Raw genomic sequence first — 25,633 nt, 5'->3', positions numbered from 1 at the left:
AACAACGACACCCCCCGATAACGGAGCGATTTCCATGCTGACCTTTACCCATGACAACGGCGAATTCACACTTGATGTCCAGCGAGTCGCGATTGCCGGCTGGGCCGGACGCGACCAGCCGGGCGTGCAGCACCATATCGACGAGCTCAAGCTGCTGGGCGTGGCGCCGCACTCCCAGACCCCGCTGTTCTACCGCGTGACCCGCGAGACCCTGACCCAGGCCTCTCAAGTCGCGATGCTCGGCGGCGAAGGCTCCGGTGAGGTCGAGACCTGTCTGGTCAGCGACGCCGAGGGCACCCTGTGGGTGACGATCGCCTCGGACCACACCGACCGCAAACTCGAAGCCGTCGGCGTCGCCGAATCCAAGCAGCTGTGCGCCAAGCCGATTGCCCGCCACGCCTGGAAGCTCAGTGAGATCATCGACCACTGGGACAGCCTCGAGATCGAAAGCGAGATCGAAGACGCCGGCAAGACCGTGCGCTATCAGCAGGGCACTCTCGCCGAGCTGCTGCCGGTCGCCACCCTGATGGAGCGCCTGCCCGCCGCCATCGCCAAGGACGGCAGCCTGGCCCCCAACAGCGTGCTGCTGTGCGGCACCGTACCGGCGATCGGTGGCATCCGCCCCAGCCCGAGCTTTACCATGCGCCTGATCGACCCTCAGACCGGTCGTCGCATCGAGCACCGTTATGAGGTGGAAGAACTTGAGGTGGTGGCATGAGTGATGAGAACAAGCGCCTTGAGCAGGCGCGTGAATTCTGGGCGCGCCCGCCCCGCCAGCGCACGTTGACGCAGTTGCTGGAGGCCTATCAGACAGGCAGTTTCGGCCCCGAGCAGACTGCCACGGTGCTTGCCGAGCGCCATCAGGCCCTGGGCGAGGCCGCCAGCCACAGCATCATCAGCCGTGATGATGCGGCCATGAGCGTGCAGGCCACCGCTCAGCAGCAACTCAAGGCAGCTGCGACGTCGTTGCCGCTGGGAGGGGTTCCGGTCTCGATCAAGGGCCTCTTCGACGAGACCGGCATGACGACGTTGGCAGGCTCGCGGGCACTGGCAGGAAGCGCTCCTGCCAGTCAAGACGCCCCGGCGCTGAGCCGCCTGAAAGCCGCCGGCATCCTGCACGCCGGCCGCACCAGCATGAGCGAGTTCGCGTTCTCTGGCCTGGGCCTGAACCCGCATGTCGGCACGCCGCCCAACCCCTACGATGGCGAGCGCATCACCGGCGGTTCGACATCCGGCGGGGCGGCCTCCGTCGCCTTCGGGCTGGCCGCGGCGACCCTGGGCAGCGATACCGGCGGCTCGCTGCGGATTCCGGCGGCCTTCTGTGGCCTCACGGGCTTCAAGCCGTCACAGGCCAGCGTGCCGGGAGATGGCGCCTTCCCGCTGTCACCGAGCCTGGACTGCATCGGCCCCATCGCGCCCAGCGTCGCCTGCTGTCGCACGCTGTGGGAAGTCCTGAGCGGTGAGATCGCTGACGCGACGCCGCTCACTCGCCCGCTGACGCTGCTGGTGCCGGAGAGCGAGCTGGTTAGTGAAGTGGACGCCGATGTGGCCGCCGACTTCGCCGCCCTGCTGGAACGGCTCGAGGGGCTGGGGGTTCGCCTCCAGCGTGCGCCGGTCGAGGCCATCGAGGCCGCCTACGCCATCAATCAGCGCGGCGGGCTGGTCATTCCGGAAGCGGCCGGCGTGCACCACGAACTGCTGGCTGCCCATGAAGCCCAGTATGATCCGCTGATCGCCGAACGCCTGAACGGCGGGCGCGACATCACGGCCAGCGAGTATCTGGCGCGCCTGTGGCCGCGTACCGCCATCCAGCAACGCTTCGCTCAGCAGGTACAGGATGTCGATGCGGTGCTGATGCCGACCGTTGCCATGCGTGCCCCACGTCGTGACATGCTGGAGCAGGATGGCGCGCTCTTCGCCCAGCTCAACAAGCGCGCGCTGCGCAACACCAGTGTCTTCAACTACCTGGATGCCAGCTCGATCTCGATTCCGGCGCCAGCACCACAGAACGAAGAACCGCTGGGCCTGATGTTGTCACGCCCTCAGGGCCAGGATGTGGCGCTGCTGCGCGTCGCCGAGACATTGGAGGCGCTGCTCGCGCGATAGTGACGTGCTGAATCATTGCAACAGCGCGCAGAGGATGAACGGCTGTTGGCAATACGCAGAAGGGCCTCCCTGCGGGAGGCCCTTCTTGTCTCTTCTGCTGGATAGGATATGCCAGCGAATCGTACTGTATCGGATCAGTGGTCGAGAATGACCGAGGTGATCACGCCGGTCGCGACCGCTGTCAGAACGTAGCGGCCATCCACCTTCAACCAGCGGTGCCGTTCCGGCGGCCGGGACAGGTGATGGGCCTTCCAGTCGCTGACCCAGTAACGCTTGTCGTTGTAGTAAGCGCGCGAGACGTGGTCGCCGCGCTTCCAGTTATTGGGGCCACTGGAATGGCGTGCAGCTTGGGACTGACCATGCCCTTGTTTGGCGTGTTGCTGTTTGGCGTGTTGCTGTTTGGCGTGTTGCTTCTGTCCTTGCTGATTGCCTTGCGGCTGCTTTCGCTGTTGCTGGTGTTGCTGATCCTGGCCGCGATTACCACGATCGTCAGGTGCCGCCTGAACCACGGAAGCGCTCATCAGCGCAATGACCATGCCGAGGGCTGCCAGAGTACGGTGTCGCATGTTCGTTCTCCCTGTCATGCCGGGACACGGGGATGTCAAGAATTACAAAACACTGTTCCATAATTCTGTGGGCTACAGGGGAAAACTGCAAGCCCCACGCGTCCTCTTCACTTTTTCTGACGATATGCCCGCGTATGTCGCAAGAAAGGCAGCCGATGTTGACAGAAAGCGACACCCTCGGCCTCGCGCGTAGGCATCGGGCCAGAGTCACAGCGTCACGGCCCCAGAAGAATCTCTTCGATGACGCCACTTTGGATATCCGTCAACACATAACCGCTCTTGAGCTGGATCCAGCGCTGCCCTTCGCCAGGTTCGGGCAGTCGGGATTGCTGCCAGTCCTTCACCCGCAGACTCTCATCGGAGGCCAGTGCATCAGGCAGCTGGTCACCCCGTCTGAGCAGAGGCCCACGCTCCGCCGAGCTGGCGGCGGACCTTTCTGCCTGTGGCCCCTTGTGCTTCTCCTGAGCCCCCTGCTGCTTCTCACTCTCCAGAGCTTCCTGTCCGCCCTGCTGCTGGTTCTTCTCTTTAGCCTCCTGCTGCTCCTGAGCTTCCTGAGCCTGTTGCTGCTTCTGGATCTTCTTGAGATCTCGCATCTGCTCGGCCTGGACACGCTGAGCCTTGGCCTGCCCTTCCAGTGCTTCATGCTTCTTCTTGAGATGATCGTCGCTGTCCTTGCCGTCTTCCGCGGCCTGTCCCCCTGAAGCGCCCAACACAGCCAACGCCAGAGTCAGCCCTCGCAAAGCCCCTTTATTCATGTCTTGCCTCCTCATCAGGCTGGATGCCTCTGGCGTGCCGAGTCTGGTTCAGACAACAATGATTGCCATCAAGCAGCGAGACGGGTTAATCGCCATTCACGCTACCAGCATAACGTGTCAGCAACGCAATTTGCGGTCGGATACGCCTCCCGTTTAGAGACTTTCGCTTCAATGACAAGCACTTGACGCCAGATACCGCTCATCTGGCCAAGATGGTAGAAGATTGGAGAACACTCGGTAGCAGACTGCCTGCCGCTCATGACAGAACCCTGGTCGCCCTTGATCACACAAAAAAGTGCGACCGGGTAACCGGCCGCACTCCTTTCACATCACCGCCTCAACAGTGGCTTCGATCAGAAGCCTTCGAGGACGATCTTGCCCCTGGCCTTGCCGCTTTCCAGCAAGGCATGCGCGCGCTTGAGGTTCTCGGCGTTGATGGTGCCGAAGGTTTCCGTTGCGGTGGAGGTGATTCTGCCAGTGTCCAGCAGACCCGCCACCTTGGTGAGGATCTCGCCCTGACGCGTGATATCGGCGGTGGTGAACAATGAGCGAGTGAACATCAGCTCCCAATGGATGGACACGGCCTTGGGCTTGAACGGCACCACATCGAGGGTCTCCGGGTCATCTATCATGCCGAAACGGCCCTGCGGCGCGATCAGTTCGGCGACCTGCGGCGCGTAGCGCTCTGAGAAGTTGGTCGAGAATACGAAGGCCGGTGCACCGATGCCCAATGCCTCGATCTGAGCCGGCAGCGGCTGGCTGTGGTCGATGACGTGATGCGCGCCCAGTGACTTCACCCACTCACGGGTCTGCGGGCGTGACGCCGTGGCGATGATGGTCAGGTCGGTCAGCTCACGCAGCAGCTGGATGGTGATGGAGCCCACGCCTCCGGCCCCGCCGATGATCAGGATGGCCCGTGCAGCACCCGGCACCGGCTCGGTGACACGCAGGCGATCGAACAGCATCTCGAAGCCGGTCAGCGTGGTCAGCGGCAGCGCAGCCGCCTCATGAACCGGCACGGACTTGGGCGCATGGCCGACAATACGTTCATCCACCAGATGGAATTCGCTGTTGGTGCCAGCGCGGGTGATATCACCGGCATACCAGACCTTGTCGCCCGGGGCGAAGGCCGTGACCTGGTCACCGATGGCGACGACCTCGCCCACGGCGTCCCAGCCGATGACGGCAGCTTCGCCGGCAGCCGGCTCGCGGCTCTCACGAATCTTGTAATCCACCGGATTCACAGAAACCGCAGCAACCTTGACCAGCAGGTCGTGACCGGTGGCGACCGGTGTCTCGAGTTCGATATCGACCAGGGCGTCGTCACGATCAATGGAACCGGCAGCGTAGTAACCAATGGCTTTCATCAGAGTCTCTCCTAAAGATCAGGTCAGTCACGGCAGCGCTGAGGGTCTTGCCGTGATGCGATGACAGCATGTTAACTCTCTGGCCTTGGCGTAAAAACAACCCATGACCGCAAGGTTAATCCGGATAAAGCGGATAATGTATGACGAGTTTGCGTGTTGCGTGCAAGTAGACGCCGACGGGTGATCAGCTTGCGATGCGAGATACGCCGGCCAGACACAAAAACGACAACGCAGGACGGTCGTGAGACACGTCCTGCGCAGATCACAGGCTAACGAGAAAGCCATGGCGCCAAGGCAATGTGTTGCCCAAGGCCCAAGGGAGCAAGGGTCAGTTGGCGGGTGTCAGCTTGAGCAGGTAGTAATGCTTGTCACTGCCATCCACGCCCTGGTTGAGTGCCGGATGGGCGTTCAGCTGGTTGGTGGTGAGGTAGAGGCTGCCATCCGGCGCGAAGGCGAAGCCATCCGGCCAGCGCAGACGCTCGTCATCCCGGGCGATCACCGACATGCCCTCCGGCGATGAGAAGGTCAGTGCGTTGTGCTCCGCGTCACCGGCGATGATGCCGCCGCGCTTGGTATCGTAGATGAAGCCATCATTGGGACGCTTGGAGGCGTAAGGCGTGATGGCGCGAGCCAGTTCCGCCGCCGTGGCAGTATCATCGGCCAGCTCAGCCGCCGGCAAGCGATAGATCTCACTGCCGTTCACGCCACCGAAATAGACGACGTCATCCGCCGGATCGAAGGCGATGGCATTCAAGCCCAGGTACCAGGGCTTCGGCTCACCATTCTTGTCGCCCTTGGCCGCCATCAGATGGCCATTGATGACCATGTCGTGTTCCACCGGCATCAGCCTTTCATCGCTCTGCAGCACGCGACGCGTCTTGCCGCTGGCGATATCCACCACCACGAAAGCCGGTTTTATACTGGAGGCCGGCGCGGTAAAGGTCATGTCAGCGATATAGATCTTGCCGCGCTGCTCATCAATGACGAAATCCTGCAGGAAGGAGATCGGCAGCACGCTGTCACCGGCAAGCGAAATCACCTTCTTGAGCGAATCACTGCGGGTATCCCAGCCCACCAGCTTGGGCGCGCTGTCCTGGCTGCCCATGTCGAGCATCCACACCACGCCCTGACTGTCGGAGTGCACGCCGATGATCGAGGCGATGCCGACCTCGCCCTTTTCCGGGCCATCGGCCCAGTCCAGGTTCGGGAACGGCACACGCTTGCCGTCCTGGGTGATCTCGACCACGCGCAGTGCCGGTGCATCGAGTGGCTGCTGGGACATGATCAAGCGGCCATCCGGCGTGAAGGTGATGTTGCCGGGGCGGGTGTCCGAATATTCGGCGACGGTGGTCAGCGTGCCGTCGCGCAGGGAGGCGGCTTGCGCATTCTGGGGGTTAACAGCCGTGCTGTCAGCGGCCGCCTGAGTGGCACCGGCGACAGTGGCAACGCCCAGCGAGGCGATGAGGATGGCATGGGGACTCCTTGCCCGCCGGTTGGCGCTATGCGCTGCACCGGCAGGGTCGATGATGATGAGATGAAGAGACTGGGCGGTGGCGTGGCCATCGCCCGGGATTTGTCGAGATTCAGGCGAGATAAATCAGGTGCGACGCATCAGGCGCGACGACTCAGGTCGTCTTCCAGTTCGCTCAAGCGAGGATTGCCGATGTAGAGCTGAGAGAGGACCTTGAGGGCCGCGGTGCCGATGCGCTGGCGAGCCTCCTTGCGCACCACCAGCGTGGCCTCATCCTGGGTAACCAGAAGCCCCTTGGGTTCCTTGAGGGCGCGAATCCGGTAGCGATGATGCAGGAACTGCGGATGCCACAGCGGCACCACGACCCAACGCCCCTGCGCCACCGCCGCTTCGTAACGATCGAAGCAGTCCGCTTCGCTGCCGGTGCGGAAGACATACCCGGCGGCGTCCAGACCATATTGCTTGATCATCTCGGCCGAGAAGCGACTGATGCCGGCCCCGGATTGATGCCCTGAATGATGGGCTCCATCTTGCTGAGCGCCGGTTCCCGCAGCAGGTCCGTGACGCTTGCCACCGCGCTTTGTGGCACGTAATCCGGCACTCCCCAGATGCAATACGGCTCATAGATGACGGCGATCTTGTCGACGTCCTCCAGCATGGGGGCCAGGTAGGCCTCATGACTCGACGGCAACCAGGCGGAGGCCAGAATGTCGACCTCCCCTCGCCCCAGCATCGCGAAGGCCTCTTCGTGGGGAGCAGAGGCGAAGGTCACCTCATGGCCGTGGCTCTCCAGAACACGTGCCACTTCCTGAGCACTGGCCTCATGGAAGGACAACGCGATATGGCCGATACGGATGGGGTCTGTCATGACTGCCTCGAGTGGGTTGTTGAAGGAGAAAGAAAGCGAGCAGGCCTGCATGGCCGCGGTGGTAAGCCAGGGCCCATATCCAGGGCCCAGGCCCGCCTCTCAGTCGAAGGCGGTCATTTCATGCAGGGTGAATTCGCTGACCGCGCCTTCGGTCGCTGCCACATACTCTTCCAGGTGCGGGGCCTGCATGTGCTGCTGCCAGAGTTCCCGCGAGGCCCAATTCTCATGAAAGGTGAAGTGCGCCGGGTTATCGTTGTTCTGGTGCAGGGTGTAGCCAAGGCAGCCTTCCTCGGCACGGGTGATCGGCACCAGTGCCAGAAGCGCTGCCTTGACCTGCTCGATCTGGTCCGGCTTGGCGTGGATATTGGCGATGATGGTCAGCTGGGTCATGAAAGACACTCCGTGGCGTGATCGGGAAGCTTGAGTTGCGCAAGCGATGTGGTCATCCTAGCCACAAGCCTCATCCGTATAAACATCCAACTTACGCAAAGATAATTCGGAAAAACCGTACAATGCTGCTGGATAATATCGCCCTGTTCCTGACCATCATCGAGAAAGGCAGCCTGACCGCCGCAGGACGCGAGACGGGGCTTTCGCCCACCACCGTGTCCGAGCGCCTCGCCGCGCTGGAAGCCTATTACGGGGTGGTGCTGCTCAACCGCACCACGCGCGCCATCAGCCTGACCGAAGAAGGCCGGACACTGATGGAAGAAGCTCGCGGCCTGCTCGACAGCGTGTCGGAACTGGAGACCCGCATCCGCCTGGGCGCCCAGACCCTCACCGGCCGCATTCGCGTCAGTGCGCCCAGCGACCTGGGCCGCAATGCCCTGTCACGTGCCATCACCGAATTCCAGCATCTGCACCCCACCATCGAGATAGAACTGCTGCTGTCGGACAGCTACGTGGATATCGTCGGCCAGGGAATCGATCTTGCCCTGCGCTTCGGCACCATCATGGACAGCACGCTGCGCGTGCGACATCTGGGCCAGAAACGCCGCCTGATATGCGCCTCCCCCGCCTACCTGGCGCAGCATCCTGCGCCGCTGACGCCGGTGGACCTCAAGCACCACAACTGCCTGGTGATGCGCTTCGGCAAGAGCCTCGACAACGAGTGGCGCTTCGGTAGTCACAAGGTGCCGCAGATCGTCACCGTCAGTGGCAACCGGATCGCCAATGACGGCGAACTGGTGCGCCAGTGGTGCCTGGAAGGGTTGGGCATCGCCCTGAAATCGGAAGTCGATGTGAAGGAGGATCTCCACGCGGGTCGCCTGATCGAGCTGCTGCCGGAACATGCCGCACCGCCCTCGCCGCTGCAGCTGCTGTTTCCGCCGGTGCGCGCCCAACCGCGTCGTGTGCAGGCGTTTGCCCAGCATCTGGTCGAGACCTTCAGCGAATCACTGTCGCATCCGCAATAGCCAGAAACGCAAAAGCCCCCCGCAACCAAAGGCTGCGGGGGGCTTTCATCACCCGGGGCACTCAGCTGCCATCAGGCAGCGATGTCATGCCTCAGTGGCGCTCGTTCTTGAGCACGTCGGCGTAGTTCTTCTTCTGGTAACGAGACTGGGTATCGCTCGTCTTGTTGCTAGCACTGGACTTGGCTGACTTGGCTGACTTGGCCGCCTGGCTGGCGTGCGATGTCTTGGCCGATGCCTTGCTGCTTGCCGTGGCCTTGTGAGATTTGGCAAATGACTTGGCGCTGTTCTTGGTCTGGGAGTACTGAGACTTGGCGCTGTCCTTGTGAGCCTCAAGCGTCGGATTGCCGGCCAGTGCTGAGGAACCGGCCATGCTGGCCACCATCACTGCTGCGATCGTCAACTTGCGCATCGTATCTACCTCGTCACCTTGCATGAATACCGAGTCCTGGAGGGCGTCCCTCGAGGTTTGTCATGAGCCGACACCTCTATCTGCCAGCGTAGTTGTCACCTAAACGGATTGAGAGGTGATCAACGTGCGTTATTCCACAGAGCGTAAGGAAGCCACCCTCAAGAAGATGGCGCCGCCTATGAGCATGACTATCCCGGAATTGGCGTAGATCGGGTTCTCGAAGGTCGGGATCACGATTCACAGGGTGCGCGACTGATGCTGAGACAGCACACGCGCGGCGTTGTTGGGCAGAAAATCGAGCGCGTCGGCCGCCGCCAGCACCTTGTCAGCCGTCTTCTTCACTACCTTTTCGGGATTGTTGAGCACCCGCGAGACCGTCGCGACCGACACCCCCGCCAGCTGGGCGACTTCCCTGACCCCGGCACGCCTGGTCTTGTTCATGGCTTGCTCTCCCTCGCCGCCTGCGCTCTTCGGGCCGGTTTCGCCTGGCGCAGGGCATCCAGTTCCGTCAGATAACGCTCCAGCACCAGATTGGGTGGGCGGCTCTTGCGCGTGATGGCGCTGTAATAGGTGACATAGGAGTTGGCCACCGGGCTGAGCGCCTGCATCTGGCCATCGCGCACCCAGCGCTCGGCATAGTGGGTAGGCAGATAGCCGAGATAGCGCCCGGAAAGCACCAGGAAGGCGATGCCCTCGCGGTCGGTCGCGGAAGCGGCGGCTTTGAGTGGCTCGTGCAGCGCCTTGATCGCAGGCGTCTGCGCGTAGGCCGGCAGCACCGCATCATGCTGGCGAATCTCTTCCTCGCCCACCGGACGCCCCCGCGCGAGGGTATCGCCCGCCCGGGGTTCACGAAACAGCACATGGCCTCGCGCGCAGTAAAGGCAGGAGGTTTCCTCGTAGAGCGAGCGATACTCGAGCCCCGGCAGCGTCTTGAGCGTCGGGATCACCCCGGTATGCAGGCGGCCATCCAGCACGGCACGCTCGATCTCGTTGGGAGGAATCATGCGGATGTTGATCATCACCTCCGGGCCGTGCCCTTTCAGCGCACTCAGCGCATCCGTGATGTGCATCTCGGGCATGGTGACCAGATTGTCGGTGATGCCGATGTTCAGCTCGCCCTTGAGCCAGGCATGCAGGCCATTGATGCGTGTGCGAAAGCCCTCTGCCGCCGCCAGCATCTGCATCGCGGCCTCGTGGACTTCCCGCCCCTCATTGGTGAGAGCAAACCCGCTGCGCCCGCGCTGACAGAGCTTGAGGCCCAGCCGCGTCTCCAAATCACTCATCGCCATGCTGATGGCGGAGCGACTGATGTTGAGCTCGATCTCGGCCGCCGAGAAGCCACCGCACTCCACTACCTTGCGAAAGATACGCAGCAAGCGCAGATCGGCATCGCCAAGCTGCCCCCTCATGCCGTCCTTGCGCATGGTCTGCCCTCCTGAGTTTCACGACATGGAAAGTTAAGTAAATGCTTTCCTGAAGATAAAGACAATGACATTTATCTTACCAAAAGGACTTCCTAATCTAGTCGACAGGAGCCGAGAACCAACAACAACACACTCTGTGGGAGACATCATGACCGCCTTCGATACATCCCCTTCCGCCCAGGCAGGCTTGAGCCAGGAGCAGCTCGATGCCTACTGGATGCCCTACACGGCCAACCGCCAGTTCAAGCAGGACCCGCGCATCATCACCAAGGCGCAGGGGGCCTACTTCACGGACTCACAGGGCCGTCAGATCTTCGATGGCCTGTCAGGCCTCTGGACCTGCGGTGCCGGTCATTGCCGTCCGGAGATCGCCGAGGCGGTCAGCGCGCAGCTGCGCGAGCTGGATTACGCGCCCGCCTTCCAGTACGGCCATCCCAAGGCCTTCGAACTGGCACACCGCATCAAGACGCTGATGCCCGAGGGGCTGGATCACGTCTTCTTCACCGGTTCCGGCTCCGAGAGTGCCGACACCTCGCTGAAGATCGCGCGTGCCTACTGGCGCAAGAAGGGCAAGCCGACCAAGACCAAGCTGATCGGACGCAGCAAGGGCTATCACGGCGTCAACTTCGGCGGCTTCAGCGTCGGTGGCATCGGCGCCAACCGCTCACTCTACGGCCAGGGGGTCGATGCCGATCACCTGCCGCACACCCTGCTCAAGGAAAATGTCTTCACGCCCGGTATGCCCACGACCGGCGCCGAGCGCGCCGATGAGCTGCTGGAGCTGATCGCGCTGCATGATGCCTCCAACATCGCCGCCGTCATCGTCGAGCCGATGGCAGGCTCGGCCGGCGTGCTGCCGCCGCCAGTGGGCTATCTCAAGCGCCTGCGCGAGATATGCGACCAGCACGACATCCTGTTGATCTTCGATGAGGTCATCACCGGCTTCGGACGCATGGGCGCCATGAGCGGCGCCGAGGAATTCGGCGTCACGCCGGACATCCTCAACGTCGCCAAGCAGATCACCAATGGCGCCGTGCCGATGGGTGCCGTGGTCGTCAAGGGCGACATCTATCAGACCTTCATGGACAACGGCGGCCCCGATTACATGATGGAGATTCCCCACGGCTACACCTATTCCGGCCACCCGGTGGCGTGTGCCGCGGCGCTGGCGTCCCTCGACGTGCTCGAGAACGACCAGCTCATCTCCCGCGTCCGCGAGCTGAGTCCGGTCTTCGAGAAGAAGCTGCACGAGCTCAAGGGCACGCGCTACATCAGCGACATCCGCAACTACGGCCTGGCCGGTGCCCTGCAGGTCGAGGCCTACCCCGGCGAGCCGGCGCGGCGCCCGTATGAGATTGCCATGCACTGCTGGAAGGCCGGTTTCTATGTCCGTTACGGCGGCGACACCATCCAGCTGGGCCTGCCGTTCATCACCGAACACGACGAGCTGGACCGCCTGATCAATGCCCTCGGCGATGCCTTCGCCGCCCAGGACTGACTGTCGACGCTCAAGGCTGGCGATCGACATTCAAGACTGACCATCAATATTCAGAACTGACGATCAACACCACTTCATTCATCGCCATTCATTTCACAAGTCATCTCAGGAGACCCGCCCAATGAAGACACTCGGACATCTCATCAACGGCAACATCGATCACAGCGAAGGCCGTACCCAGGACATCTTCAATCCCTCCACTGGTGAAGTCGGCGGCCAAGTGCGCCTGGCCAGCAAGGCGACGGTCGAGGAAGCCATCGCGGCTGCCGAGGCGGCCTTCCCGGAATGGCGCAACACGCCGCCGATCAAGCGCGCCCGAGTGATGTTCCGCTTCAAGCAGCTGCTGGAAGAACACGCCGACGAGATCGCTCGTCTGATCGGTCAGGAACACGGCAAGATCTGTCATGATGCGCTGGGCGAATTGCAGCGCGGCATCGAGAATGTCGAATATGCCTGCAGCGCCCCGGAACTGCTCAAGGGCGAGCACAGCCGCAATACCGGCCCGGGTATCGATTCCTGGAGCGAATTCCAGCCGCTGGGCGTGGTTGCCGGCATCACGCCGTTCAACTTCCCGGCCATGGTGCCGCTGTGGATGTACCCGATGGCAATCGCCTGCGGCAACACCTTCGTCCTCAAGCCCTCCGAGCGCGATCCGACCTCCACACTGTTCATCGCTGAGCTGCTGATGGAGGCCGGGCTGCCGGCCGGGGTCATGAATGTCGTCAATGGCGACAAGGAAGCCGTCGATACACTGCTGGACGACCCGCGCATCCAGGCGGTCAGCTTCGTCGGCTCCACCCCGATCGCCGAATACATCTACAGCCGCGCCGCGGCCAACGGCAAGCGCTGTCAGGCCCTCGGTGGCGCCAAGAACCACGCCATCGTGATGCCGGACGCCGACATGGAATACGTGGCCAATTCATTGAATGGCGCCGCCTTCGGCTCCTCCGGTGAGCGCTGCATGGCACTGTCCGTCGCGGTGGCCGTAGGCGATGACGCCGCCGACAATCTGATCGCGCAGATGAAGCAGCAGATGGAAGGCCTCAAGGTCGGCATCTACAGCGACAAGGGCAATGATTTCGGCCCGCTGATCACCGCAGCGCATCGCGACAAGGTGGTCGGCTATATCGACAGCGCCGAGCAGCAAGGCGCGACGGTGGTGGTCGACGGTCGCAATCCGCAGGTCGAAGGTGGCGAGAACGGCTTCTTCGTCGGCGGCACCCTGATCGATGGCGTCACCCCGGAGATGACCTGCTACCAGGAAGAGATCTTCGGCCCGGTGCTGCTGGTCGTGCGCGCCGATTCGATGGAAGCCGCCATGCAGCTGATCAATGCTCACGAATACGGTAATGGCACCTGCATCTACACCCGTGATGGCGAAGCCGCCCGCTACTTCAGTGATCACATCCAGGTCGGCATGGTCGGCATCAACGTGCCACTGCCGGTACCGGTTGCCTATCACAGCTTCGGTGGCTGGAAGCGCTCGCTGTTCGGCGATCTGTCCGCCTACGGCCCGGACGCGGTGCGCTTCTACACTCGCCGCAAGACCATCACCCAGCGCTGGCCTTCCGCCGGTCTGCGTGAAAGCGCCCAGTTCGCCTTCCCGTCCTGATCCATCACGATTACAGATCATCGCTTGATAACAACTGCGCCGGACAGCCCTGCTGTCCGGCGCTTTCATGTGCGCGCCACGCGAGATCATCCCGACAGTCAGCCCCTGCCCCCTTGCAGTGGCCAGAAACGGCTCCACATAGTCAGGACATCTCATCACGAGAATCCCGATGACACCGACGGTCAGTACCGTCACAAGGAGCCAAGATGATCTGGGTAATCGCCACCGTTACCGCCAAAGAAGGCCACGTTCAGGATGTCTTCAATGAACTCTGCGCCGTCGCGCCCACTGTGCGAGAAGAAGATGGCTGCCACGCCTACCATCCGTGCCTGGACTCCGAGCGCGCCGCCGACAAGGACAACGACCCACGTCCCGACACCATCACCGTGGTAGAAGCCTGGGAATCCCACGATGCCCTGCAGGCCCACCGCGAGACCGAACACATGCAGCGCTTCCGCGACAACGCCGGTGACTGGATCGCCGATGGCGATATCCGCATCCTGAGCCCGGCGGGCTGATAGACAGAACAGCATTGGGAAAGACCCAAAAAAGCCCAGCCTCCTGGAGGCCGGGCTTTTTCGTGAGATACCGCCGAGCAATATCCGCTAGCAGCTTTACCTGTCGTCCACCATTGAACACAGGTGCACCTCATCTGATCTGCGTCTCGTGAATGTGCAGCACTCACAGGGATTATCGGTTGCCTGAGAGCTTCTCAGCGCCGATACTGTATATGAATACAGTATCGAAAGGAGACCTCACCCATGACCGTATCTGCCGCTCAACCGTCCCACGCCTCGCTGGCTCGCCCTCATCCAGCACCGGAGCCCTGTGCACTGCCGCACCCTCACATCACGGGGCGCGCTGGCATTTCCGGCTTCCCCTCGCCGGCCGAGGATTACGCGGGGCGCACGCTGGACCTCAACGAGCGGCTGATCAAGCGTCCGGCAGCGACCTTCTTCATGACGGTGGCGGGTGACAGCATGGAAGGCTTCGGCATCTATGAGGGCGACACCCTGGTGGTAGACCGTTCCATCGATGCCCGTCCCGGGCATATCGTGGTGGCACTGATCGAGGGTGAGGTGGTGGTCAAGCGTTATGAGCTGATCGGTCAGCGCCCCTACCTGAGCTCCGGCAATGCCCTGTATCCGCCGGTCGCGATCTTCGACCTCGAATGCCAGGTCTGGGGGGTGGTGCGTTCCGTCATCCACGAATACGCGGTATGAAGACGCCGATGATCGGATTGGTCGACTGCAACAACTTCTACGCCAGCTGCGAGCGAGTGTTCGACCCGCGCCTGGAGGGCCGCCCTGTCGGCGTGATGTCCAACAATGACGGCTGCGTGATCGCGCGCTCCAATGAACTCAAGGCGCTGGGCGTGGAGATGGGCACCCCCGCCTTCCAGCTGCAGTCACTCGTCCGTGAGGGACGCATCCACCTGCTCTCCTCCAATTACGAGCTGTATGGCGACATGTCGGCGCGCGTGCGAGAGGTGCTGGAGGAATATTCCGCCGGGGTCGAGCCCTACTCCATCGATGAGATGTTCGTGCGTTTCGATGGCTTTGATCGCAACTCGATGCTGACATTGAGCCGCACCCTGCACCGCAATGTCCGCAAGTTCACCGGCATTCCCGTGTGTGTCGGGGTCGCACCAACTCGAACACTGGCCAAGTTGGCCAATCGCGCGGCTAAGAAGCGTCCGGAATTCGGCGGTGTCTGCGTGCTGGAACCCGATGAGGTCGGCACCCAGCGCCTGCTGGCCGATACGCCACTGGGCGATGTCTGGGGTGTGGGCCGACGTCTGGTCGAACGCCTGGCACTGCAAGGCCTGCACACTGCCTGGGACCTGCGCTGCGCCGACCCGCGCGCCATCGGCCAGCGCTATTCCGTGGTGCTGGAGCGCACCGCACGCGAACTGCAAGGCACGCCCTGCTTCGAGATGAATGATGCCGACGAGGCTCGCCAGCGCATCATGACCTCGCGCTCCTTCGGGCGCATGACCGGTGACTTGAATGAACTCAGGGACGCCATCCGCCAGCATGCCCAACGCGGCGCCGAGAAACTGCGTCATCAAGGCAGCCTGACACGCGCCGTGCTGGTCTTCCTCAAGAGCAATCGTCACCGACCCGACCTGCCGCAATACTCACCCAGCACCATCGTCGAGCTGCCCGCCCCCACCAATGACAGCCGCGAGATACTCGCCGCCGCGCAACAGGCACTGGAGCATATCTACCTGCGCGGCTATCGCTTCATGAAGGCTGGCGTGATGCTGCTCGACCTCATCGACCAACCACGCGAGCAGCTCTCGCTGCTGGAAAGCGAAGAAGACATCGCCAAGCGCGAACGCAGCCAGCAATTGATGGCGACACTGGACGCCATGAATCAGAAGATGGGCCGCGGCACCGTGCGCCTGGGTGTCGCACGCCCCGACGCCGCCTGGCAACTGCGCTGCGCCCACCGCAGCGCCCGCTATACCACCAACTGGCAGGAATTGAAGCGGTTGCGTTAGTGGGCTTGGCCCGAAAGCTATGAGCACAATTCCGAGTGTCCCAACCATCAGCAATACAATCCCTTTCCTGGGCGCTCATACCGCATAAGGCATGAAGGGAGTGAATGCGTAGATATCGCGCGCAATCTGATCGGATTGTTGCATCCACAGCAAAGGTGTTTTACGCCAGCGCCGCTTTATCAATGACTTGCGAACACTCATGCTGTGCGCCATTGCTGAAAAGCCAACAGTTGTGGAGTACCCGGCATGAAGATTCTACTGATCAACGGCGGCAAGGCCTTTGCCCATTCCAATGGCGAGCTGAACGCGACGCTGCATGAACTGGCGCGCGGTGAGCTGGCCGAGCTGGGGCATGACGTGCGTGAAACCGTCATCGAGGAAGGCTTCGAGGCCAAGGCGGAAATCGAGAAGCAGCTGTGGGCGGATCTGATCATCTATCAGACCCCAGGTTGGTGGATGGGTCTGCCGTGGACCGTGAAGAAGTATCTCGATGACATCCTGACTGAGGGCCACGGCGCGCTGTACGCCAGCGATGGCCGTCATCGCACCAGCCCGACCCAGGGCTACGGCACTGGCGGCTTGATGCAGGGCCGCCAGTACATGCTGTCACTGACCTGGAATGCGCCACTTGAGGCCTTTGATGAAGAAGGCAACTTCTTCGAGGGCAAGGGCATCGATGGCGTCTACTTCCCGGTGCACAAGGCGATGGAATTCCTCGGCATGACGGCCTTGCCGACCTACCTAGCCACTGATGTGATCAAGAATCCTGACCTGGAGGCCTACACCCAGGCCTACCGCACGCACCTGCGCGAGCACATCGGCCGCGCCTGAAGGCTCGTAGAGATGAGTTGCGAGCGCTGAAAGCACTCGAGCCCGCTCGTAATACAAGAAGCCCGCCACCGGTGACATGACCGATGGCGGGCTTCTTGCGTTCTAACGAATAGCGGCGACCAGCGCTCACTATTGAGAGGGTGCGAGTCTCAGAAACTCCAGCTGGCGTGCGTCCAGAAGATACGCCCCGGCTCGGTGACCTGGACATCGCCCTGCAACGGATCGTCATAGAAACGATTGACGTGATAGGCGTAGGTCTTGTCAAACAGGTTCGAGATACCGGCACTCAGCTCGATGGCATCCGTGACGCGGTAGCCACCCTCGAGCCCGACGATACCGAAGCCTGCCGTCGCCTCTTCATTGTCGGAAATGCGCGACTGGCGTGCGGCTGCATCCAGCCGTGCACCTGCCCACCAGCGATCCGCATCATAACGAGTCGCCAGATAGCCATTGAAGGGGGCAACCTGCGACAGCGGCGTCCCATCGCTCAGATTGGTGCCATGTGTCGCGGCAACGCCGGCAGAATGTCGCCAGCCGCTTCGCTGCCAGCTGGCTTCAAACTCGAGGCCGTAGATCTCGGCTTCGACATTGTCGTAGGTAGTCAGTGAGTCACCTTCGCTCAACTCGATCCAGTCATGCACCCGGTTATAGTAGGTATCGGCCGAATACCGCCAGGCGCCCTGCCTAACCGCCACCCCGAGCTCGAGCTGCTGATGGATTTCGGGGTCGAGCTCCGGATTGCCCAACCAGGCATTGCTGTCCGATTGGCGATTGTAATAACGCTCGGTGGCGGTAGGAAAACGTACGCTGCGACTGAGGGCTGCGTAGCCTTTCACCTCATCACTGAAGCGATGCTCCAGACGCGCCAGCGCACTGAACTCCCCGTCACGCTGCTTGGCTTCAACATCATCGCCATACTGGGCACGCCAGGCAGAGATAGCCGAGGCATTGCTGCCCACCACCTCATCGGCATCTCGCGCATCACTGATGGAGACGTCATAGCGCGCACCGGTCACGAGACGGTTGTCGGCATCAAGGGTGGTATCCAGCTCCGCGAATATCCCACCGCGCGTCCGCACGACGTCCGGCCAGGTCTGGCTATCCGACAGGCTATCCAGTGACATACCCATCTTGGAGTGGGTGTTGCTCTCGAGCCGTTCGGCATCGACACCCAGCGTCAGGACAGAGTCGTGCCCGGCGATCGTGAGCGGGATATCCCCCTGGGTACTGGCATACCAGGTCTCGGTGGTTGCGCTGGAGAACATGGCCATGTCACTCATGTCCATGCCCGACCCCATATCCATGCCCGACCCCATATCCATGCCCGACCCCATATCCATGCTCATTGAGGAGTCATCTAAGTCACGCAGGGTGACATTATCCATGTCATGCACGACGCGAGCATGGTTGAGCTGTGTCTCGGTGTGCGAGAACGGCCCGAGGTTGTCGACCGTCAACTTGAGATACTGGCGGTCCATATCGCTGCGTGGTGCATCCATCGCCGGATACAGCGCATCATCGATGCGCACCACGGCGACTCCCGCCTCAATGGCGACATCCTCGCTGGCAAAGGCGCCGACTCGGAGACTGCCGTTGTCGCTGCGATAGGCGCCGGGCTGGGTATCACCGTTGCCATCCTCGTAGTTGTTGCGCTCAGAATGCTCGAAGTCCAGCGCGGCCCAGAAATCGCCCTGCTTGGCGGTCAGTGACAGAGTCTCGCTGGTGGCATCATCATTGCTGCGCCAGCCAGCGCCCAATGTGCCATGCACGCCGTCATCATCACTGCGCGTTGGCGTGTGACGCGTCACCTCGATGCTGCCCGCAGCAAAGTTGGGGCCACGGCTGACGGTCTGCGCACCCTTGTAGAGCGTGAGATCCGACTGGCTACCGGTGGTGGCATAGCCGAGCGTGGAGTCCATGCCGCTCGGGCAGGCCGGATACAGCGAGGCCCCATCCACCTCCTGGATCAGGCGTTCGCCGCCCTGGGCACGAAAGATGGGCGAGACACCGTGGCTACCCAGGCGCGAACCACTGACGCCATTGACCTCGCGCAGCTGTTCGCCGAGGTCCATGTTGCCCTTGGCGTGCCCCTCATCTACCGCGTGGACGGGGCTGGCCATCGGCGCTTGTGCCTGGATGCTGACCAACGGCAACACGCTGATGCTCTCATCATCTGCATAAGCTGGCAGCACACTGCTGCTGGCAATGGCAGTGGCAATCGCCATAGGGAGGCGACAACGCGAAGCGCACATTATCGACACGTGGCGACGAGAACGCATACGAGAATCGACGAAGAAATGGGTCATGCGTTGGCCTCCATAGCAGCCTTGTCATTATTGATGCTGAGGCGAATCCACAGCCAGTCCAGCAGCCCCATCACGACCAGCGAGAGGCCGACCAGCGGGAAGATGACACCGATGATCATCATCAAACCCCAGACACCGGCGATACGCTTGCGCTCCTTGGGCAGCGGCGGGATACCGATACCGCCCACCGGACGACGCTTCCACCACATCACGCCCGCACCAACGCTCATCATCACCATCGCGATACAGGCCAGTACCAGCACCAGCTGGTTGATCAGCCCGTACTGCTGCCCCAGGTGGACATTGATACCCCACTCCAACGCTCGGCCCAGCGGGCCATAATCGGCGTAATGCATGTCCATCAGCACATCGCCGGAATAGCGATCCACATGCACCACCTGCTGGCGCTCCAGCGCATCCGGATAGACGGAGCCGGTGTAGACGCCCTGAGGCGAGCTCGGCAGATTGATGGCATAGCCCGGTGCCAGGCCTTCGCGAACGAAGATGCGTTCAGCCTGATCGAGGCCGATATCGGCATGGGCAATCGCGGCGGCGCTCAGCGGCACGCCCGCTGCGCCGGAGGCCTGCTCGGCACCAGACTTGGTGCTACCACCGCCATGTCCGGCATGCTCTCCCTCGTCCACGACGTGGCTTGTCGCAGCCGCCGGCAAGGAGGATAACGGGATAACGGCCTGCTCGAGTGACCAGGTCGTCCTCTCCTGATCCACCAGACGCGTATCGGACATCGGCGTATTCACGCGCACGCCATCGGGATACCCGAAGTTATGCCCGTTGGCCAACTCGTTGACCTTGGCACCCCACACCATTGACCACGGCATGCCGGTCACGGCGAGAAACAGAATGAAACCAGCAGCGAAGATGCCACACACGGCATGCAGGTCACGCCACCACAGACGGCGCGCAGGCGTGGTACGCAGCGTGATGACACCGCCCTTCTGGCCCCGGGGCCACCACAGATACAGGCCGCTGAGTACCAGCAGAATGCTCCAGCCGGCGGCGATCTCGATCGCGGCATTGCCGATGGGGCCGGTGATGGCGAGGCTGTGCAGATTGCGCACCGTCCACATGATGCTGTCCCGGTAGGCCATCTGCCCCTGCACTTCACCGCTGTAGGGGTTGACGTAGACCGCCTGCTTGCCACTGCCATCGGCTGCCACGATATCGACCTCCGTGGTCAAGTCACTGGCCGCAGGCGGCACAACACGCACGGCCTTGCCGGGCAGACTTTGCACGGCGACACGCACCTGCTCGCTCAGCGGGACACTCGCCTGTGCCTGGCCATTGGCCTGTTGCACCACCGGCGTGTTGACCTTCATCAGGTCGGCATGCACGAAGTGATCGATCTCTTCACGGAACAGATAAAGACCGCCGGTGACGGCCAGCAAGATCAGGAAAGGCAGCACCAGCAGGCCGGCATAGAAATGCCAGCGCCACACGGCGCGGTAGATATCGCTGAAACCACGAGCGGCGCGACCCGCGGAGTCAGTATTGGTGGTTGAACTCATCACGATTACCCATCGACAGGTGCCACGACGCGCGACGGATACTTTGTCCGTCGGTCAACGTGCGATCACCGAACACTATGGAGAGCCGCCACAAGGCAGCCCAGCAATTCATGGCGCGAGGGAATCGTGAGGTGGCGCGCGCCCGGGCGGACGCAGATAGACATTGATGTCGCGGAACGCGACAAGGCAGGGACGCGGGGCCGCGTCGCGAGACAACCGCCCCAACGCCAGCAACAGGGCAACGGCGACCAATGCCAGCGTGAAGGCCGCCATGCTGGCCAACGGACAATCCGAGGCAGCGGAACTATGGGTGATCTGCGCCTGCGAACCGCTTTCGCGAGCGGCACGCGTTATCCAGTCGCTATCGGCACTCACCCAACGACCGGTACCGACGCTCTCGAAGACGGCATGATCGTCGACCATCACCACACGCGGTGCCGCCAACGGCATGACCAGCATGGCGGCCAACGCAATCAGCATCACGAAGACGACATGCCCATTGGCCGCAGTCAGGCGTGACAGGGCGCGATGATAGGAAACGGATTCACGCCTGGCGTGGCGAGTCGAGGGGCAAGTCGCTGTCATGCGTCCCCCGTTGCCGACACGTTCGTGTTTGCGCTCGTGTTGACGGTCGCGACATCGGCAGAAGACGGCGCTGCGGCCACGGACTGAAGCAGGAACGTCAAGCGATCGGCCAGCTGCGCAGGCGTCTGACTGAGCGGCAGGGTGTCACGCAGTCGTCCGCGGTCATCGATCACGAAGATCGCCACACTATGGTCGATCATGTAATCGGGCTCACCGGCCGACGACTGCGCTTGCGCGTGTTCAGGGGGATGCCTCTGCTCGGGGTCTCGCTGCTGGAACTGGATACCGAGGCGCTGAGTGAATTCCTTCAGGCGCGTATCGTCATGTGACGGGAGGCGAAGGCCGGTCACCGGCAGGCTGAAGGCAGACAGATAACGTGACAGCACTGGCAGGGTGTCGCGCGCCGGATCCAGTGTCAGGAACATCGGATGCAGATGCGCGCGTGACGTCTCGTCAAGGCGTTGCCAGGCCATCTGCAACCGGGCAAGCGACAACGGACAGATGTCCGGGCAATGCGTAAAACCGGGAACCAGCACGCTCAGATGGCCCGCTTCCCCCCTGGACAAGGTGTCCGAGTGCAACAGTCCACGCGTGGAAGGCAGCTCGAGCGTCGCTGGCCACGCATCACGCGGCTGATGCGAAGCGGAAAGCCCCGTGATCAACGCGATGACGACGAGGGCAAAAGCACTGAGTCCCATCAGGATCAGCTTGCGCGGCGACATGAACACTCCAACGTGGCGTGCAGAGAAGGTAAAGGCAACAGGGTCGAAGACAGGGATGCTAACCATTCACACCCGCAAAACCACTAATGCGACAAGTTGCCACAGCGATTCCCACGGGGCTTAGCGGGCGCGACAAGGCCCCAGATAGCGTAAAGCCATCACCATCATCATCAGATTCAAAGTGCGCCTCGCCCGGACGGACACGACACTGTCTCCATGCTCCTGCAATGGAGCCAGTCCCCATTCCCTTCTTCCCCTCACGCCATGAGGCTTCGCCATGATTCAGCGCCTTTCCCTGCACCCAGCCATCCTTGAAGTGCGCGACCTCGATGCCGCTTGCCGTTTCTTCACCGAAACACTCGCCCTGCCCATCCTGTTGCGCAACGCCACCAGCGCGACCCTGGAGCTGAACCATCGCCGAGACAAGCAGACCAGCGTATTGCTGTTGCAGCGCAGTGCCGAGCAACCCGACAGCCGCCAGCTGACGCTTGAGATCGAGCGAACGGACTTTGCCCGCTTCCGCGATCAATGGCAGGCCCAGGGAGCGCATCTGATCGAGAGTCACGGCAGCAGCGCCCCCGGCTGTGCCTGGCAGGTGCTCGATTGCATGCTCCCCGATGGGCATCGCCTACGCGTGGTCAGCATCAACCCCGAGCGCTGCGCCCCGACGATCAGCCGAGGCATGGGCATGGCACCCTGAGATTCCAGCACACCAGATGTCTCGAGAGTCTTTGCTGGGGCCGGCGCATGACAAGAGCGCCGGCCCCGCTATCAAGTGCGCCATCATGGCGAGAAATGACGTTCTGGTGAGGCGTGCAAGGAAATGGCTTGGATGCCCATCACGGTAAACACGTCAGTAGTTGACGAGCAGGTCATCGATGACCGGGTTCATCTTGGTTTCAACCCCGGCAAACTTGGAGAACGTCAGACCGCCCCCTGCGACAAGATGATATTGCGCGTAGGCGATTTCATCGCCATACGGATCATTGAGCCAGAGTTCTGCGTGTGACAGATAAGTCATGACGTCCCAGGAGCGCAAAGCGGTATAGGTCAATATCACTTCACAATGGCCGGGGACTGGCGCGTCATAGACTCGCGTATTCAGGCCATTACGACTGAAGCCCCGTTTGATCACACTCAGGAAGCCGGGCACGATCACGGCTTCATTGCGCTCGATGCACACGGTATCCAGATAGGACATGCGCTCCAGAGGCTGAACCTGCACCGAGGTACAGCCGGCCATCACGAGGGTGATGGAAGCTGCCAATAATGCCTTCGTCATTCCTGTCATTCTTGACTCCCTGTCATTGAACAAGAGGCTTTATCGCGATATGTGCCAAGGAAGGCATTCTTGTCCGCAGGGTATTAGTGAAAACAAATAAATTCGAGGAATCTGCCCGTGATCAAGCGTAATTCCCCCATGCAAGCGCGAGTCTTCTTCAGCGACACCGACAAATGATGACAGGCGTGGCAAACATGAGTCCCCTTTATCACGCCGAGCCAATAGTGACCCACTGACAGCGTGCGCGGATGTCCGCATTGCCGCACTCTTGCCCGACGCAGCATCAGGTGTTGCTCAGCGACAGAATCGCCAGCCCCGCGTGCCGAGGTGGAAGTGATCACGATGGGCCGCGTTGTAATCCGGCCCCAGCACTGTACCGAAACTCTCACAGGCGGCGTCCTGCACGGCACGCAGGAAGCGGCCCGGGGCATCTTCATCTGCGGGTGCCGTCCAGTCGCGCGGCAGGCGAACCTGACGGCCGTCCGCCAGCGTGAAGCCTGTGACATCCAGCGCATCCGCAGTGGCATGTTCACTGCGACGTGCGTTCTCTCGTCCGTAGATGTTGCGGCAGGCGTAGCTGCCCACATGGGACACTTGCGTCACCTCGCTCCCCATGACTTTTTGCGCCGCTGACTTGAGCCCATGACGCTCGAAGCGCAGCCAGCTCACCGCCAGCGGGCAGCTGGCAATGAAGGACTGGTTGAAGCGAACGCCCTGCTCACCACTCACGCCTGACGCCGAATGCATGCGTACGCTGTTGATGAGGTCACAGCCGTTGTCGCTGGGGCGATCCGGCAGGAAGGTCACCCGTTGCGGGGCTTCCCGCTCGAGAAATGCGCGACAGGCGGCCGGGTTCTCGTTCAAGCGTGAGAGCTTCCAGCCGGTCACCATGCCGGGCGGGTCCTCCAATTGCAGTGGCTCCCACGGGAGATAGTGAGCGGGTATCCAGCGGTCCAGCACGATGATATCGCGCTGGATCGCAACGCCCAGGCCGATGAGCACCAGGCATATCAGCGTGAGCCCCAAGCCTTTGCGACGCTGCTTGTGCTGCAACCCGTTCATGTTCGCCTCCTGTGCGCGATGCAGGCCCTCATCTGCCCTGGGCTTCACCTTCCCCAGGATGACTGACCACCGTGAATGGCATGACGTATCGACCGCCTCATATATGCCATATCAGAAACAGTGAAATGTAAGGCGAGACGCTGTCAGACAAAAGGCTGTCCATTATGCTGGACGCCATTCAGCAGACCAGCTACATGCCTATAGGGGCCACGCCCCAGCTGCTCTCTGCACGCCAACTCGCTATCAGGAGCGCACATGACGACAGCCCCTACCTCACGCCTGGGCACGATCCCGCTCTCGGTGCTGGACCTTGCCCCCATTCGCGATACCGGCAGTGTTGCTGAAACCTTCCACAATAGCGTCAGTCTCGCCCAGCATGTCGAAGCGCTGGGCTTTCATCGCCTGTGGCTGGCCGAGCATCACAACATCGATGGCATCGCAAGTGCCGCCACCTCGGTGCTGATCGGCCATGTGGCGGGCAAGACCTCCCGCCTGCGGGTCGGCTCGGGCGGCATCATGCTGCCCAATCACCCCCCGCTGGTGGTGGCGGAACAGTTCGGCACCCTGGCCACGCTCTACCCTGACAGGATCGATCTCGGACTTGGCCGCGCGCCGGGCTCGGATGGCATCACCATGCAGGCGATGCGGCGCGACCCTTCCGCCGGCGTGAATGACTTCCCCCAGCGGCTGGCCGAACTCGAGCAGTATCTGGGCGAGGCCTCACCCGGTCAGCGCGTCAAGGCCATGCCGGGGCAAGGCACTCATGTTCCCCTGTGGCTATTGGGTTCCAGCGACTACAGCGCACGCCTGGCAGCGAAAAAAGGCCTGCCCTTCGCCTTCGCCGGTCAGTTCGCCCCCGGCTACATGCTGGAGGCCATCAAGCTCTATCGCGAGAACTTCACGCCCTCCGAGGTGCTGGACGCGCCCTACGTGATGCTCGGCCTGCCACTGATCGCCGCCGACAGCGATGAACGCGCCCACTTCCTGGCCAGCACCCAGCAACAGAAATTCCTCAATCTGATCCGTGGCAAGAGCACGCGCGCCCTGCCCCCACGCGAGACACTGGACTGGTCAGCACGCGAGGAAGCCATGGTCGGCCAGAATCTGGCTGCTGCCATCATCGGCGGGCCTGAGCGCATTCGCAGCGAACTCGAGCATCTGCTGGAGGTGACCCAGGCCGACGAATTGATGTTCAACTCGGACTTCTATGAGCATGCCGACCGCCTGAAGAGCTACGAGATACTCGCCGAGGTCGCCGGCCGCCGGACGCCGGCCGCCAGTCAATGACGTGAGCCCCTTCACGCTGACTGACTTTCCAAGAC

25 protein-coding genes and 1 pseudogene are annotated in these 25,633 nt (G+C 62.0%); 11 read left to right on the top strand and 15 right to left on the bottom strand.

Annotation, left to right across the window (positions count from 1 at the left end):
- The first annotated feature begins 34 nt into the window (after positions 1-34).
- On the top strand, positions 35-718 hold the full coding sequence (locus AC5WNI_RS07250; protein ID WP_368448888.1) for a DUF2848 domain-containing protein: 684 nt from the start codon (positions 35-37) through the stop codon (positions 716-718).
- Positions 715-2,106, top strand: a complete 1,392-nt coding sequence (locus AC5WNI_RS07245) for an amidase family protein (protein WP_368448886.1) — start codon at positions 715-717, stop codon at positions 2,104-2,106. The genes AC5WNI_RS07250 and AC5WNI_RS07245 overlap by 4 nt, the downstream gene beginning before the upstream one ends.
- 134 nt (positions 2,107-2,240) lie before the next feature.
- Here AC5WNI_RS07245 and AC5WNI_RS07240 read toward each other — a convergent pair whose 3' ends face one another.
- The 6 genes and pseudogenes from AC5WNI_RS07240 to AC5WNI_RS07215 all read right to left on the bottom strand — a co-directional run bounded on the left by AC5WNI_RS07240 (position 2,241) and on the right by AC5WNI_RS07215 (position 7,523).
- A complete protein-coding gene (locus AC5WNI_RS07240; RefSeq protein WP_368448885.1) occupies positions 2,241-2,672 on the bottom strand; it encodes an RcnB family protein in 432 nt (143 codons plus the stop codon).
- A gap of 215 nt (positions 2,673-2,887) precedes the next feature.
- Positions 2,888-3,427 (bottom strand): RcnB family protein, encoded by a 540-nt coding sequence (locus AC5WNI_RS07235; RefSeq protein ID WP_487885716.1) that lies wholly within the window; start codon positions 3,425-3,427, stop codon positions 2,888-2,890.
- Positions 3,428-3,780: 353 nt separating this feature from the next.
- Positions 3,781-4,794: a zinc-binding alcohol dehydrogenase family protein gene (locus AC5WNI_RS07230; protein WP_368448881.1), complete on the bottom strand. Its 1,014-nt coding sequence runs from the start codon at positions 4,792-4,794 to the stop codon at positions 3,781-3,783.
- Positions 4,795-5,122: 328 nt separating this feature from the next.
- Positions 5,123-6,076 (bottom strand): L-dopachrome tautomerase-related protein, encoded by a 954-nt coding sequence (locus AC5WNI_RS07225; RefSeq protein WP_368448879.1) that lies wholly within the window; start codon positions 6,074-6,076, stop codon positions 5,123-5,125.
- A 329-nt stretch (positions 6,077-6,405) separates the two neighbouring features.
- A pseudogene (locus AC5WNI_RS07220) lies at positions 6,406-7,133 on the bottom strand (glycine betaine ABC transporter substrate-binding protein).
- 99 nt (positions 7,134-7,232) lie between these two features.
- Complete coding sequence (locus tag AC5WNI_RS07215; RefSeq protein ID WP_043332148.1) at positions 7,233-7,523, bottom strand: putative quinol monooxygenase; 291 nt, start codon at positions 7,521-7,523, stop codon at positions 7,233-7,235.
- 122 nt (positions 7,524-7,645) lie between these two features.
- On the opposite strand from AC5WNI_RS07215, the gene AC5WNI_RS07210 reads away from it, so the two are divergent.
- On the top strand, positions 7,646-8,548 hold the full coding sequence (locus tag AC5WNI_RS07210; RefSeq protein WP_368448877.1) for a LysR family transcriptional regulator: 903 nt from the start codon (positions 7,646-7,648) through the stop codon (positions 8,546-8,548).
- A gap of 91 nt (positions 8,549-8,639) precedes the next feature.
- On the opposite strand, the gene AC5WNI_RS07205 is transcribed toward AC5WNI_RS07210, so the two are convergent.
- The 3 genes from AC5WNI_RS07205 to AC5WNI_RS07195 form a co-directional block, all read right to left on the bottom strand.
- On the bottom strand, positions 8,640-8,957 hold the full coding sequence (locus tag AC5WNI_RS07205) for a hypothetical protein (RefSeq protein WP_368448876.1): 318 nt from the start codon (positions 8,955-8,957) through the stop codon (positions 8,640-8,642).
- Positions 8,958-9,194: 237 nt separating this feature from the next.
- Entirely contained in the window at positions 9,195-9,398 is a 204-nt protein-coding gene (locus AC5WNI_RS07200; RefSeq protein ID WP_368448874.1) for a LacI family DNA-binding transcriptional regulator, read from the bottom strand.
- Positions 9,395-10,381: a LysR family transcriptional regulator gene (locus tag AC5WNI_RS07195; RefSeq protein ID WP_368448872.1), complete on the bottom strand. Its 987-nt coding sequence runs from the start codon at positions 10,379-10,381 to the stop codon at positions 9,395-9,397. Before AC5WNI_RS07195 ends, AC5WNI_RS07200 begins: the two co-directional genes overlap by 4 nt.
- 148 nt (positions 10,382-10,529) lie before the next feature.
- Between AC5WNI_RS07195 and aptA the strand changes: the two genes are divergently transcribed.
- From aptA to AC5WNI_RS07165, 6 genes are all read left to right on the top strand, one after another.
- A complete protein-coding gene (aptA, locus tag AC5WNI_RS07190) occupies positions 10,530-11,879 on the top strand; it encodes an omega-aminotransferase AptA (RefSeq protein ID WP_368448871.1) in 1,350 nt (449 codons plus the stop codon).
- Between the two features lie 121 nt (positions 11,880-12,000).
- The gene (locus AC5WNI_RS07185; protein ID WP_368448869.1) at positions 12,001-13,491 is read left to right on the top strand and encodes a CoA-acylating methylmalonate-semialdehyde dehydrogenase; all 1,491 of its coding nucleotides are present in this window, start codon (positions 12,001-12,003) and stop codon (positions 13,489-13,491) included.
- Between the two features lie 206 nt (positions 13,492-13,697).
- Positions 13,698-14,009: a putative quinol monooxygenase gene (locus AC5WNI_RS07180; protein ID WP_043332154.1), complete on the top strand. Its 312-nt coding sequence runs from the start codon at positions 13,698-13,700 to the stop codon at positions 14,007-14,009.
- Between the two features lie 243 nt (positions 14,010-14,252).
- On the top strand, positions 14,253-14,714 hold the full coding sequence (locus tag AC5WNI_RS07175) for a LexA family protein (protein ID WP_368448867.1): 462 nt from the start codon (positions 14,253-14,255) through the stop codon (positions 14,712-14,714).
- Between the two features lie 8 nt (positions 14,715-14,722).
- Entirely contained in the window at positions 14,723-15,997 is a 1,275-nt protein-coding gene (locus tag AC5WNI_RS07170) for a Y-family DNA polymerase (RefSeq protein ID WP_368449847.1), read from the top strand.
- 246 nt (positions 15,998-16,243) lie between these two features.
- Complete coding sequence (locus AC5WNI_RS07165; RefSeq protein ID WP_368448865.1) at positions 16,244-16,828, top strand: NAD(P)H-dependent oxidoreductase; 585 nt, start codon at positions 16,244-16,246, stop codon at positions 16,826-16,828.
- Positions 16,829-16,977: 149 nt separating this feature from the next.
- On the opposite strand, the gene AC5WNI_RS07160 is transcribed toward AC5WNI_RS07165, so the two are convergent.
- The 4 genes from AC5WNI_RS07160 to AC5WNI_RS07145 form a co-directional block, all read right to left on the bottom strand.
- Complete coding sequence (locus tag AC5WNI_RS07160) at positions 16,978-19,053, bottom strand: TonB-dependent receptor domain-containing protein (protein WP_495928990.1); 2,076 nt, start codon at positions 19,051-19,053, stop codon at positions 16,978-16,980.
- Positions 19,054-19,130: 77 nt separating this feature from the next.
- The gene (locus AC5WNI_RS07155) at positions 19,131-20,660 is read right to left on the bottom strand and encodes a PepSY-associated TM helix domain-containing protein (protein ID WP_368448863.1); all 1,530 of its coding nucleotides are present in this window, start codon (positions 20,658-20,660) and stop codon (positions 19,131-19,133) included.
- A 108-nt stretch (positions 20,661-20,768) separates the two neighbouring features.
- Positions 20,769-21,245, bottom strand: a complete 477-nt coding sequence (locus AC5WNI_RS07150) for a hypothetical protein (protein ID WP_368448862.1) — start codon at positions 21,243-21,245, stop codon at positions 20,769-20,771.
- Positions 21,242-21,967, bottom strand: coding sequence for an SCO family protein (locus AC5WNI_RS07145; RefSeq protein ID WP_368448861.1), 726 nt, complete (start codon positions 21,965-21,967; stop codon positions 21,242-21,244). The genes AC5WNI_RS07150 and AC5WNI_RS07145 overlap by 4 nt, the downstream gene beginning before the upstream one ends.
- Before the next feature lie 277 nt (positions 21,968-22,244).
- Between AC5WNI_RS07145 and AC5WNI_RS07140 the strand changes: the two genes are divergently transcribed.
- Entirely contained in the window at positions 22,245-22,667 is a 423-nt protein-coding gene (locus AC5WNI_RS07140) for a VOC family protein (RefSeq protein ID WP_368448860.1), read from the top strand.
- A 153-nt stretch (positions 22,668-22,820) separates the two neighbouring features.
- Here AC5WNI_RS07140 and AC5WNI_RS07135 read toward each other — a convergent pair whose 3' ends face one another.
- Positions 22,821-23,258 (bottom strand): Sbal_3080 family lipoprotein, encoded by a 438-nt coding sequence (locus AC5WNI_RS07135; protein WP_368448859.1) that lies wholly within the window; start codon positions 23,256-23,258, stop codon positions 22,821-22,823.
- Between the two features lie 285 nt (positions 23,259-23,543).
- Positions 23,544-24,311: an extensin-like domain-containing protein gene (locus tag AC5WNI_RS07130; RefSeq protein WP_487885717.1), complete on the bottom strand. Its 768-nt coding sequence runs from the start codon at positions 24,309-24,311 to the stop codon at positions 23,544-23,546.
- Between the two features lie 255 nt (positions 24,312-24,566).
- Here AC5WNI_RS07130 and AC5WNI_RS07125 point away from each other — a divergent pair, with 255 nt between their 5' ends.
- The gene (locus tag AC5WNI_RS07125) at positions 24,567-25,598 is read left to right on the top strand and encodes an LLM class flavin-dependent oxidoreductase (protein WP_317291892.1); all 1,032 of its coding nucleotides are present in this window, start codon (positions 24,567-24,569) and stop codon (positions 25,596-25,598) included.
- The last annotated feature ends 35 nt before the right edge of the window (positions 25,599-25,633 follow it).

The organism is Cobetia sp. PDI-12MA, assembly GCF_059507695.1.
The sequence above is the reverse complement of the archived record's forward strand: the minus strand, read 5'-3'. Positions and strand labels throughout refer to the sequence as shown.

Excerpts from the sequence above, each read along its gene's own strand:
- AC5WNI_RS07155 (WP_368448863.1), bottom strand. The coding sequence starts at position 20,660 with ATGAGTTCAACCACCAATACTGACTCCGCGGGTCGCGCCGCTCGTGGT.
- AC5WNI_RS07230 (WP_368448881.1), bottom strand. The coding sequence starts at position 4,794 with ATGAAAGCCATTGGTTACTACGCTGCCGGTTCCATTGATCGTGACGAC.
- AC5WNI_RS07250 (WP_368448888.1), top strand. The coding sequence starts at position 35 with ATGCTGACCTTTACCCATGACAACGGCGAATTCACACTTGATGTCCAG.
- AC5WNI_RS07125 (WP_317291892.1), top strand. The coding sequence starts at position 24,567 with ATGACGACAGCCCCTACCTCACGCCTGGGCACGATCCCGCTCTCGGTG.
- AC5WNI_RS07180 (WP_043332154.1), top strand. The coding sequence starts at position 13,698 with ATGATCTGGGTAATCGCCACCGTTACCGCCAAAGAAGGCCACGTTCAG.
- AC5WNI_RS07130 (WP_487885717.1), bottom strand. The coding sequence starts at position 24,311 with ATGAACGGGTTGCAGCACAAGCAGCGTCGCAAAGGCTTGGGGCTCACG.
- AC5WNI_RS07165 (WP_368448865.1), top strand. The coding sequence starts at position 16,244 with ATGAAGATTCTACTGATCAACGGCGGCAAGGCCTTTGCCCATTCCAAT.
- AC5WNI_RS07135 (WP_368448859.1), bottom strand. The coding sequence starts at position 23,258 with ATGACAGGAATGACGAAGGCATTATTGGCAGCTTCCATCACCCTCGTG.
- AC5WNI_RS07240 (WP_368448885.1), bottom strand. The coding sequence starts at position 2,672 with ATGCGACACCGTACTCTGGCAGCCCTCGGCATGGTCATTGCGCTGATG.
- AC5WNI_RS07170 (WP_368449847.1), top strand. The coding sequence starts at position 14,723 with ATGATCGGATTGGTCGACTGCAACAACTTCTACGCCAGCTGCGAGCGA.
- aptA (WP_368448871.1), top strand. The coding sequence starts at position 10,530 with ATGACCGCCTTCGATACATCCCCTTCCGCCCAGGCAGGCTTGAGCCAG.
- AC5WNI_RS07160 (WP_495928990.1), bottom strand. The coding sequence starts at position 19,053 with ATGGCGATTGCCACTGCCATTGCCAGCAGCAGTGTGCTGCCAGCTTAT.
- AC5WNI_RS07195 (WP_368448872.1), bottom strand. The coding sequence starts at position 10,381 with ATGCGCAAGGACGGCATGAGGGGGCAGCTTGGCGATGCCGATCTGCGC.
- AC5WNI_RS07235 (WP_487885716.1), bottom strand. The coding sequence starts at position 3,427 with ATGAATAAAGGGGCTTTGCGAGGGCTGACTCTGGCGTTGGCTGTGTTG.
- AC5WNI_RS07185 (WP_368448869.1), top strand. The coding sequence starts at position 12,001 with ATGAAGACACTCGGACATCTCATCAACGGCAACATCGATCACAGCGAA.
- AC5WNI_RS07245 (WP_368448886.1), top strand. The coding sequence starts at position 715 with ATGAGTGATGAGAACAAGCGCCTTGAGCAGGCGCGTGAATTCTGGGCG.
- AC5WNI_RS07150 (WP_368448862.1), bottom strand. The coding sequence starts at position 21,245 with ATGACAGCGACTTGCCCCTCGACTCGCCACGCCAGGCGTGAATCCGTT.
- AC5WNI_RS07140 (WP_368448860.1), top strand. The coding sequence starts at position 22,245 with ATGATTCAGCGCCTTTCCCTGCACCCAGCCATCCTTGAAGTGCGCGAC.
- AC5WNI_RS07175 (WP_368448867.1), top strand. The coding sequence starts at position 14,253 with ATGACCGTATCTGCCGCTCAACCGTCCCACGCCTCGCTGGCTCGCCCT.
- AC5WNI_RS07205 (WP_368448876.1), bottom strand. The coding sequence starts at position 8,957 with ATGCGCAAGTTGACGATCGCAGCAGTGATGGTGGCCAGCATGGCCGGT.
- AC5WNI_RS07215 (WP_043332148.1), bottom strand. The coding sequence starts at position 7,523 with ATGACCCAGCTGACCATCATCGCCAATATCCACGCCAAGCCGGACCAG.
- AC5WNI_RS07200 (WP_368448874.1), bottom strand. The coding sequence starts at position 9,398 with ATGAACAAGACCAGGCGTGCCGGGGTCAGGGAAGTCGCCCAGCTGGCG.
- AC5WNI_RS07145 (WP_368448861.1), bottom strand. The coding sequence starts at position 21,967 with ATGTCGCCGCGCAAGCTGATCCTGATGGGACTCAGTGCTTTTGCCCTC.
- AC5WNI_RS07225 (WP_368448879.1), bottom strand. The coding sequence starts at position 6,076 with ATGTCCCAGCAGCCACTCGATGCACCGGCACTGCGCGTGGTCGAGATC.
- AC5WNI_RS07210 (WP_368448877.1), top strand. The coding sequence starts at position 7,646 with ATGCTGCTGGATAATATCGCCCTGTTCCTGACCATCATCGAGAAAGGC.